General features: G+C 49.1%; 8 protein-coding genes. 5 read left to right on the top strand and 3 right to left on the bottom strand.

Annotation, left to right across the window (positions count from 1 at the left end; genetic code table 11):
• From Q0668_RS23475 to Q0668_RS23465, 3 genes are all read left to right on the top strand, one after another.
• A partial coding sequence (locus tag Q0668_RS23475) for a sulfatase/phosphatase domain-containing protein (RefSeq protein WP_298868979.1) occupies positions 1-336 on the top strand: 336 nt, incomplete at its 5' end.
• 96 nt (positions 337-432) lie between these two features.
• Positions 433-1,404 carry an amidohydrolase family protein gene (locus tag Q0668_RS23470; RefSeq protein WP_298868978.1) on the top strand — a complete coding sequence of 324 codons (972 nt, stop codon included), beginning with the start codon at positions 433-435 and terminating at the stop codon, positions 1,402-1,404.
• A gap of 264 nt (positions 1,405-1,668) precedes the next feature.
• Positions 1,669-3,078 (top strand): DUF1501 domain-containing protein, encoded by a 1,410-nt coding sequence (locus Q0668_RS23465; RefSeq protein WP_298868977.1) that lies wholly within the window; start codon positions 1,669-1,671, stop codon positions 3,076-3,078.
• A gap of 80 nt (positions 3,079-3,158) precedes the next feature.
• Here Q0668_RS23465 and Q0668_RS23460 read toward each other — a convergent pair whose 3' ends face one another.
• A complete protein-coding gene (locus Q0668_RS23460; RefSeq protein ID WP_298868976.1) occupies positions 3,159-4,358 on the bottom strand; it encodes a hypothetical protein in 1,200 nt (399 codons plus the stop codon).
• A 314-nt stretch (positions 4,359-4,672) separates the two neighbouring features.
• A complete protein-coding gene (locus Q0668_RS23455; RefSeq protein WP_298868975.1) occupies positions 4,673-5,830 on the bottom strand; it encodes a hypothetical protein in 1,158 nt (385 codons plus the stop codon).
• A 358-nt stretch (positions 5,831-6,188) separates the two neighbouring features.
• Between Q0668_RS23455 and Q0668_RS23450 the strand changes: the two genes are divergently transcribed.
• The gene (locus tag Q0668_RS23450; RefSeq protein WP_298868974.1) at positions 6,189-9,083 is read left to right on the top strand and encodes a PSD1 and planctomycete cytochrome C domain-containing protein; all 2,895 of its coding nucleotides are present in this window, start codon (positions 6,189-6,191) and stop codon (positions 9,081-9,083) included.
• 6 nt (positions 9,084-9,089) lie between these two features.
• A complete protein-coding gene (locus Q0668_RS23445) occupies positions 9,090-10,583 on the top strand; it encodes a DUF1501 domain-containing protein (RefSeq protein WP_298868973.1) in 1,494 nt (497 codons plus the stop codon).
• Positions 10,584-10,660: 77 nt separating this feature from the next.
• Here the strand turns inward: Q0668_RS23445 and Q0668_RS23440 are convergent.
• Positions 10,661-11,019: hypothetical protein (locus Q0668_RS23440; protein ID WP_298868972.1), on the bottom strand; the 359-nt coding region annotated here is incomplete at its 5' end.

Below are 11,019 nucleotides of genomic sequence, written 5' to 3'. Positions count from 1 at the left end.
CCCCCTTCCATTTCAGGCGTCAGTCAAGTACCGACACTCAAAGATGTAACAGTCTCCCCCCGCAAAACCGCGTTGACTCAATACGCGAACGGCTACAGTATTCGCACACCCAGCTACCGCTATACAGAATGGGGTGAGCAGGGCAAAGAGGGAGCGGAGCTGTATGACCACAACACCGATCCCGCCGAAATGAAAAATCTTGCCAATGATCCAGACATAAAACAGCTACGCGATGAATTATCCCAGATACTACACGCCAGAATTAAACACGCCAACCAGAAACCCACGGGCGTTAAACAGATTCATTTCGAGAACCGAAGACGCGTGCCCAAATAAAAGAGGTTCGATCCTTGTAAATTCCACGCCTGTTGTTTTGAATGGAATGAAGCAACCAGACTGGATTGTCAGCCATAATAAATATTGGAGTTCAACATGAATTTATCCCGCCGAACTTTATCACGCAGAGAATTTTCGAAATCACTGGTACTCGCCGGAGCTGGCTGTGTTACCGGTCAATGGGCAACAAAAGAAACGTTAGCAGCAGAGCCCAAAATTGAAGCAGGCACAGGCTTCATTGATGTCCACACCCATATCGGCACCTATACCGATCCCAAGAAAAATCTCTCCGTCGAGGGCCTGTTAAAGTGGATGGATGAGTTCCAGGTCGAAAAATCAGTCGTCCTGCCTCTGACATCACCCGAATCCACCATGTATCTCCAAACAACAGAGTCAGCACTCGCTGCTGCCAAAGCATACCCGGATCGCTTAATTCCCTTTTGTTCGGTTGATCCACGCACGACCCACGCCGGTAGTATTAAATCTTTAGTCAGTATGCTTCAGCGTTGGGTAGATCAGGGCGCCAAAGGCTTCGGCGAACACAAGGTCGGCCTCAATTTCGATGATCCGCTGATGATGCGCGTTTATGAAGCGTGTCAGGAAGTCGGCATTCCCCTGTTGTTTCACATCGATAACATTCGTGGCAAAGATGTGCCCGGCCTCAAGCGGCTGGAAAATGCACTCAAAACATTTCCCGAACTCAACTTTATCGGTCATGGCCCCGGTTGGTGGGCTTCGATCTCCGGTGGACTCACGCCGAAAGAACTGGGCGGCTATCCCAAATCCAAAGTCAAACCAGGAGGCGCCATCGATGACTTAATGGGCCGTTATCCGAACATCTACGGCGATCTCTCTGCAGGCTCCGGTGCTAATTCGATTTCCCGTGATCTGGAATTCGGCCAGGAATTTCTAGTTCGTCGTCAGGATCGAATTCTGTTCGGCACCGATTATCTGGCACCCGGACAGCAGGTCCCGCAGTTCGAACTCTTCCGGAAATTGGAATTACCCGCGGAAGTCCGGACCAAAATCTACCGCGAAAATGCGATCAAACTCCTCAAGCTGACATAAGGTTTTACTGCCGATTTTCACTCTTATATGGCCTGGGTGGTGGCTTAATGTATATGAATCTGTTTTTTTCAAACATTTAGTGAGAAGTTCGCGTTGTTCTTTCCGATCATAATTGTGTATGCTAATACATACTACTAAAAGATCCTGCCTGAGCTGCTCACCACACAAGAAACAGAGTAAAAAGTGGCTTTCCTTATCGAAAAGCTGTTTTTTATCTAACCCTAAGTAATAATCAAATCACTGATTTGAAATGGGAGAATTTGGATGTCCCTACCAGTTAATTTTCCAGACAATCCACACGGAAGACATCACCAGAGTGGCAGTCCCTTTTCTGCATTCGCTCCCGGTTCCGATCTGATTCAGGTTGGCAGCCGTCGCTGGTTTCTCCAAATGGGAATGGCGGGATTAGCAGGACTGACCGTTCCAGAATTACTCAAACAGCAAGCGTCTGCAGCGCCTCAGGCACAGACAAATCAGCGCGTCCAGGCAAAATCTGTCATCATGATCTGGCTTTCGGGCGGACCCAGTCAGCTAGATACCTGGGATTTAAAACCGCAGGCACCCAGAGAAATTCGGGGCCCCTTTAATCCCATCTCGACTTCCGTAAATGGAATTGAGATCTGCGAACATTTACCCAAGCAGGCCGCCATGATGGATAAGTTTGCCATCATTCGTTCCATGGATGCCTCTTCCAGTAATCACACACCAACTACATTCCAGGCCGCGAATCCCAAATCACGTCGCACGAATGACAACCGCGATGGCGGCGGCTATCCCTCAATGGGTTCAGTGGCTGCCAAATTCCGCGGACCGAATGTTCCCGGTATGCCAGGTTTTGTCGCACTCGCTGATAGCATGGTCGCTGATATTTATGGAGCCGGTCATCTAGGGCATCGCTATGAACCACTCGATGGTATGAAATCGGCAGGCAAGTTTGGCATGCCCGCTGGCGTTCAAGCTTCCCGTTTAAATGACCGCAACGACTTACGCCGTCAGTTTGACCAACTCAGAAAACATGCAGACCTGTCATCCGATCTCCAGTTGCAAGATCGTTATGTGCAGGAAGCGTACGACATGGTTCTCTCGGGTAAGGTCGCGAAAGCCTTCGACGTGAACCGGGAATCTGCACAGACTCGCGAAAAATATGGCAAACATTCATTCGGACAAAAATCATTGCTGGCCCGCCGACTTGTTGAAGCCGGTGTGACATTCATTACGATGAGTGATGCCTGGGGGCACTGGGATCACCATGGCGACGAAGTCAAATGGGGCGGCATTGAAAAAGGTCTCAAGCCGATGTTACCAGTCTTCGATCATGGCATTACAACCCTGGTCGGCGATTTGGAAGAACGAGGTCTGCTCGATTCCACTCTGGTGCTGGTACTTGGCGAATTTGGTCGCGGTCCTGTTCTGACCAAAACCAATGGTCGCGGCCACTGGACCCCGGTCATGTCGATGTTGGCAGCAGGGGCAGGCGTTCCCGGCGGTCAGGTCATCGGTGCGACAGATCGACGCGGCGGTGAAATCGCAGAACGACGTGTAGGACCAGGAGACCTCGGAGCCACCGTCTTCAAGAAACTCGGCATCGATCCCTACGGACACTGGATCAAACCGGGCGGAAGACCCACGCCACTGGTTGAAGGACCTTCCGGCCCCATCGCCGAACTTGGTTAATCACCGGGCGTTGATAGATTCAATTCGCCAGCAATTGCAGACCCGGTGCGTTCAAACCGCCGGAGTCTTTGCTTACGATCTCATTTCGAGATCAGAAATTCTCGCGAGACAAATTCGCCCTTGATCGAAGAAGCATTTTTTTCTTTCGTCAGATCAATGGCAAACGGACGCGCAATGCTGTTGCCTGCCAGATCTTCTAGAACCGTACCCACTACCAGACGATAGCGGCCCGGTTGCCACGCTTCATCCGGTATGAAACGCCAGATCGATTCATGCTGGTTCAACCTGATCGTTCCTGAGAGTTTTTCACCCGCTTCCGTCTGCACAGTCAATTGACTGTGCAGCAAGGCGTAGTCCAAAGGCGCGCCCAGTTGACAGATTAGAGGTTTGAGCGTTCCCGCTTGCGGGGTTGAGAGCTTCCATTTCTCAATCACCGGCTGTCGTTCGTCCATAGCGATAGCCGAGAATGTTTTTTTGAAGGGAACGCCTAAAGCGAGCCCCGATAACCCGGCCCACTTCTGGCTGATTCGTAATTCATATTCGTCGCCTCGATTCAAAATGGCACCCAGTTCGACATTTAAATTGACACCCACTTTCTGTCTGCCGGGATGAAACCAGAGCGTCAACTGTTTGCCATCGGGAGACCACAGTTCGGTATGCCGAAACGGGCGGGGCACCGGTCTGTTCTGCGTTTTATTGAACAGCGAAAAGTACCGGAAAATGTCCCCTTGCTGCATCGGTTCCGAAAATTGAATATAGAATTTCAAATGATTGGCAGGCAACTTTCTGCCCGAAGGATAAATTGCCAGCACGCGCGGCGGCTTGGCATTCGGCAACGGAATGGAATACGCCGCATCTAACGACGTGGCCTTGATGTTGACAGGTAACGTCAATAATCGTGGATCAAAGACCGCACGATAGCGCGAATTCCGGACTAAAGGAAACGCAGGTTTGAATTCCAGACGATCTTCATTCACGCGATAACGACCCAGAATCGCAGGCAGTTTACTGTCGGTCTGTGACTTTCGTTTCAGCGAAAGTACACTTTGAAACTGTTCTTCGTCTGCTTTTTTGAGTGCCGTCCAGAATTGCTCATCCTTTGCAGTCACCACGAACAGGCACAACCTTGGATCGTTTTCGTTTGCTTCAATCGACAGTTCAAATAACGTTTCATCCGGCGCACCAGCTGCCAGAATCCGTTCGGCATAAACCTGCGCTCCGAACAATAACAGCAACGCATACCAGACAGGCCTACGCAGAAAATATGAGAACAATTTCACCATGAGACTCCACTACTTATGAACGGTACGGCGCTAGGTGGTTTTTATAGAATCGTTTTGAGGATCATTCTCAGGAAAGTCACCTTTAACGAGATCGGTATTAACCGCGGCTAATGCCTTGTGGCTAATCTTGTTTTTGATCATTAGCCGAATGGCGTTAGCCACGGTTCTTCTCAGGTTGCAAAGAACTATTGGAAATAAGAAACACTACCTGGCCGCCGTTGAGATTCAATTCAACATTCGAGTACACAACAGGCTCTTTCCCATTCCTAAAGCAGAACAGAAAAGAACCTGTGTTTTACTCTCAACAACCATTAAGGAAGTTTCGCAATTTCCAGATCGAGATGACCTTCGTTATCACGCAGCACGACGATTTCTTTCTTTTGCAGTTTATCAATGTGAACCGCACCGGAAAGCTGATCGACAATTTCGATTCCATCCGGCCCTTCTTTCTGCTTCACATTGCGTCGGGCAGCTTCTTCGTTAGTGTTTTCAGCATCGAGGTAATCCATATTCACACGCACACCCCACCACTTGCTCGGCCCATACATACTCTTTTTCCAGTGGAACCGGAATGTATTGGTCAGCAGCCATTCCTTGCCATCACTTTCATAGGTCAACATGTCCAACGGACGATTCCCGGAACCGAGTTCCACGATGCTGGTCCCTTTGACTTTGCTACCCGACTGTAATTCATCCAATGGAAACTTGGCGATCGGGGTACAGGCGAAGGCACCAACAATGTAATTCTTGCCTTTATTGGAATAAGGTACGAAGGATTGAATGGGCGCTTTCGTTTCCCATCGACGATGAGCCACATGGTAAGTTTCAGCACTGTAAATATCAGCCGATGTTCCATGCGTCAAAGGAAGTGGAATCGAATAAATCTTGTTGGCGAATTCTTCATTCGATTGAGCAGCCGCCAACAATCGATCACTGGCCAACGCGACACCGGTAATGTTACGGATTTTCGAATTTTTACCGCCGGGCAGAGCCACCTGAATATAATCAACTTCAGACAGATCGAAGTTTTTCACCTTGCCCATGGCATCAATCATCAGAATCGCTGGCTGATTGTCTGTTTTGCGAATTACGGAAAGATAAACCTTGCCACTTTGAGAGTTGACCGCCATATCCTCAATTTTGATGTCGTCGGGTTTCACACCCATACTGGCAGCCACGGCGACATCAATTTTGGAGATTTTCTTTGTGAGCTTCTTCATCGGCCCAAGATCGTGAGTATCAATAACTGTAATCGTCGCTTTCGCAGGGTCCGCCACCACCAGCAATCCGCCGGGTCCAAAGGTAATTTTTCCAACCGATTTCAGATTGGGATTTCCCTTTTGTACATTTTTGAGATATTTACTCGCGCCATCTTTCGTTACACCGGCGTCGACCGCCATGCCTCCTGTCAGCAGCAGCATCAGTGCCATAACACCAACGCCCATCTGCCTGATTTGTGATCTGATCATCAAACTGGTTCCTGAAATTAAAGTCACACGAAATACCGGGAGTCCTCCCCATCCAACAAGCTTCAATCCTAAATCTTCCCATTTTGAGAGTCAACAAAAATGTGAGCTTAAGATGGTTTTGCAAAGATTCTTCAATAGGCAGCATTCAGACTGAATATCAAATCGATCTCTAATCAGAGACTCTTCAGAACTCGCAGGTTGCCTGGCAGTTTGCCTGATCGACGAATTCTGTAATCAAAGGCCAATGCAGAGTTTCTCAATCTCATTGCGTTTAAATCCAGAAAAGAACCACGCACTTGACATTGATGATCCGTATCTTGTTATAATAGATGTAGTTCCGACATTTGGACTGTTTTCGGTGACGTCCAAATCTCCAAGCCTGATTGACATCCCTCAATCTTCCTTCCTCAATGACGAGAAACATTCAGCAATGGTCGTTTCCCGGCGTAGAATCTTTTGCCTGCTGCTCAACTGTCTGATGGTCTTACTCGGCAGACCTCTGCTTGTTTCCTCTGCAGAAACGCCCGCGAAATCGTCTCAGCCATCAAGTATCGTCTATGAAGACGACATTCAACCGATTTTCCAAACGCATTGTGTCAAGTGTCACAGCAAGAAAAAACGGAAAGCGGAATTCGATCTGACGACAACCGCAAATCTGCTCAAAGGAGGCGAATCAGGACCGGGACTGGTCGCTGGAAAACCCGATGAAAGCCTGCTGTTTGAATACCTCCATGATGGCCAGATGCCGCCCGAAGGTTCCAAGCCTTTATCACAACAGGAACTGGAAAAGGTGCGTCGCTGGATTCTTACCGGTTTGAAATTTAAGCAGAGCCCGCAAGTGATTGCAACCAACGCGCTCTCGCAGCATGATATCCAACCGATTCTATACCGCCGTTGTGTAATGTGTCACGGACCCGAATATCAGGAAGGCGGTCTCGATGTCCGCACGAAAGCGAGCATGCTCATCGGCGGCAAAACAGGCACAAGCATCATGGCGGGCAAACCGGATGAAAGTTTGCTGATAAAGTATATCGTTGAAAAAACCTGTCCGCCCAAAGCCGAAATCAGTCGCGCGGGAATTGAACCGACGACGACTGAAGAACTGGCGACACTCAAAAAATGGATTCGCCAGGGACTACCAGTTGAAAAAGTGGAGCCGAAAAACTTCAGCAACGATCAGGATCCACTCGTTTCAAAATCCGATCGTCAGTTCTGGTCCTTTCAACCGCCGCAGCAAACCACGCCTCCTAAAGTTGCGCAGACGGAGTTGGTGAAAAATTCGATCGATGCCTTTCTCCTGCGAAAATTAGAAACACAAAAATTGTCTTATGCCCCGGAGGCAGACAGACGCACGCTCATCCGCCGCGCCACGTTCGCGTTGACTGGTTTACCCCCGACGCCCGAGGAAGTCCACGCGTTTCTGAACGACGATAGCGAAGACGCTTATGAAACGTTGATTGATCGCCTCCTGGAATCCCCGCGATACGCCGAAAAATGGGGACGCTTCTGGCTGGATTTGGCCGGCTATGCCGATTCCGAAGGAAAACGCAGTGCCGACCTGATTCGTAAGTATGCCTACCGCTATCGCGATTACGTAATTCAATCGTTCGGCGAGGATAAACCCTATGACGTCTTTCTCACCGAACAATTAGCAGGTGACGAACTGGTTGATTATACCAATCCCAAAAATGCGATTCCGGAAGTGATCGAGAAACTGGTGGCAACCGGCTTTCTGCGGATGGCCCCGGATGGAACTTCCGCAAATCCCGTCAATCGCGTATCGGATCGCATGGAAGTCATCTCGGATGAACTCGATGTCCTGTATCGGGGTGTTCTCGGATTAACCATCAACTGTGCCCGCTGTCACAGCCACAAATATGACCCGATACCGCAACGCGACTATTATCGTGCGATGGCTATCTTCAAGGGTGCCTATGATGAATACGACTGGATGACACCGCAACCATTCAGCAATCAATGGAAAAGAGCCCGCAGCAGATTTCTGACACTGATTCCAGAACAGGAACAGCAGGAACTCGAACGGCACAACGCGCCCATCGAAAAACAGATTGCAGAAGTGAAAACCAAACTGAAAAACAAAGATCTACCCAAAAAAGAAAAGAAATCGCTCGACAAGCAACTGAAAAAATTAACCGCGTCACTCAAATCTCCCACGCTGATCAGAGCGTTATGGGACCGTGGGCGACCTTCACCCACTTACATTTATCGTCGTGGTGATGAAACACAACCCACGCGCCTCGTGCAACCGGGAACGCCGTCTGCTATCGCAGATGGAATCTCTCCGTATCATATTAAACCGGTACAACAGACAAATTCAAAAACAGGCCGTCGGCTCGCATTCGCCCGTTGGTTGACACAGCCCGATCATCCGCTGACATCGCGGGTGATTGTGAATCGCATCTGGCATAAACATTTCGGAAACGGAATTGTGAAAAGCTTGGATAATTTCGGTGCCCTGGGAACGCCTCCCAGTCATCCCGAACTGCTCGACTGGTTGGCTGTCGATTTTGTGAAACAAGGTTGGCAATTCAAGAAATTACACCGGCTCATCATGACATCACAGGCGTATCGACAATCTTCTTCGATCACAGGGCTACATCAAAAAATGGACCCTGGAAATCAGCTGATTTCCCGCATGCCGTTACGCCGGCTGGAAGCAGAAGAACTCCGCGATTCGCTCATATTCACAGCCGGTGAACTTGATGAGACCCCCTTTGGAAAACCCGTTGATGTCAATGTAAGGCCCGATGGCCTGGTGACTTCAAAGCGAACAGACAAGGGTTGGCGGCGCAGTGTGTATGTGCGTCATCGCCGTAAAGAAATGCCAACGTTTCTAGAAGTATTTGATCTGCCTCAAATGAATCCGAACTGCACAACGCGAAAAAATTCGACCGTTGTTTCACAGCCGTTACTTCTGGTGAATAACCAGCTGGTATATCAACTCGCCAACCAGTTTGCGCAACAGGTTCGAGCCCGTGCAGGTAATGATCTCCAAAAACAGATCGTTGCCGCATATCAAATTGCGTTTCAACGTGATCCCTTACCCGCAGAAAAAGAAATCGCGCTGGCATCGCTACAGCGGTTAAATCAAAATCAGTCAACATCGCCACTGCTTGCCAGTAAGCCCGGTCAACCCAGCACGCAGAAGCAGATCAGTAAGTCACCCCATGATGGTTTATCCGATTATTGTCATGTATTGTTGAACTCAGCTGAATTTCTTTATATCGATTGAAAGTCCATGTCAGCACTTCCACAACCAAAGCCGCAAATAAAATTAGTCCAGTCCGCGATTTCGCGTCGAAACTTTTTCGACCGTATGACAGATGGACTGTACGGCGTGGCTTTGACTTCGTTAATGAGTCAGCAAAGTTTAATCGCCGCAGAGAAACAGCATCATGCGGCACGCATTCCCGAAGACCTGACACCCAAACGCCCCCATTTTCCGCCGCGTGCAAAAGCAGTGATTCATCTTTGCATGCAGGGCGGTCCCAGTCAGGTTGACTTGTTTGATCCCAAGCCGGCTCTCAAAAAATTTCATGGAAAAACAGCACCGCGGGAACTGACCCAGAATGCGGTGTTCGAAAATGACCGTACCGGAAAATTAATGCAGAGTCCTTTCCAGTTCAAACGGCACGGGAAATCGGGCGCCTGGGTTTCCGATGCGATGCCGCATATCGCCGAGGAAGTCGATCAGTTAACCATTATCCGGTCAATGTATAACGTACATCCCAATCATGAACCAGCCATTTACAAAATGCAATCGGGGCAAACCTTTCCCGGACATCCGGTGTTCGGTTCATGGATCACCTACGGGCTGGGAAATGAAAATCAAAATCTGCCCGCGTATGTGGTATTGGCCGACCCCAGTAACCGTCTGCCCGTAAATAATGTCGATAACTGGATGTCAGGTTATCTTTCACCCCTGTATCAGGGAACGCGGATGCGGGCCACGGGTTCGCCTTTGCTGAATCTGGCCCCCGATTATTCCGAATCGGAACAGGTCACTTTGACCAAACAGCAGTTACTCAAACAATTGGATCGCCTGCATCAAAAGCAACGCCCCGGCCAGCAGGATCTTGAAGCGCGAATTCGCAATTATGAGATGGCTGCCAACATGCAGCTTGAAGCAACACAAACGCTGGATATCTCACAAGAGACTGAGCAAACTCTTTCCATGTACGGCATTGATGAAAAAGAGACAGACAGTTTTGGCAGACGCTGTTTACTGGCCCGCAGGCTGGTAGAGCAAGGAGTCCGCTTCGTACAACTTTATACACGCGGGCAGATTTGGGATAACCATCGCAACATCAAAGGCTCTCTCACGACAGCTTGCCAGCAGACAGATCTCCCCATCGCCGGTCTCTTGAAAGACCTCAGGCAGCGCGGATTATTAGATTCAACGCTCGTACTCTGGGGGGGAGAGTTCGGCCGCTTGCCGACCGCACAAATTGCCTCGGATTCAAAAATGCAGGTCGCAGGCCGCGATCATGGCCCCTATGGTTTCTCGGCCTGGATGGCCGGCGGAGGAGTGAAGCAAGGTCTCGTCTATGGAAACACCGATGAAGTCGGTTATGCCTCAGTAGAAAATCGCGTCAGCATTCAGGACTGGCATGCCACCATTTTGCATCTGCTGGGTATGAATCACGAGAAACTGGTCTACGAGCGAAACGGTCTAGGCGAACGCCTCACACACCAATTCCCAACACGCGTCGTACAAGACATCATCGCTTAACACGTTGATTCTCAGGCGACCCAGAGAGATTTGATACACCACCCCTGACTTATAATTAAAATGCGAGCGATACCAAATTAATAGGGGCGTTTTGCTTCAACCGGTTCTTCTTGTTCTTTGCTGACTTTATAAATGTGAAAATAGCCACCCTCCATGACGCTTTGAAGTGTTACATCCACACCATAATGTTGTTTAAGGTAACCTTTAAGTATGGGGTTCATCTTCGGATGAAATATTAATAAAAGCCGTTCCGTTTCATAGAGCTCCCTAAAAGGAGAGCGAATCTGGTATTCTCTCATTTTTTCTTGAAAGAGTGGCGAATTCTGACGTCCTGTGAGCCATAAATACTTTAAATCTTTTATTTCAGATTGATTATCCAGAGGTAGCATTCGTTCGATTGGAAATGTTGCTACAGCCAGAAATATCTTATTCGGCA

Source organism: uncultured Gimesia sp. (genome assembly GCF_937910335.1).
Classification (GTDB): Bacteria; Planctomycetota; Planctomycetia; order Planctomycetales; family Planctomycetaceae; genus Gimesia.
The sequence above is the reverse complement of the archived record's forward strand: the minus strand, read 5'-3'. Positions and strand labels throughout refer to the sequence as shown.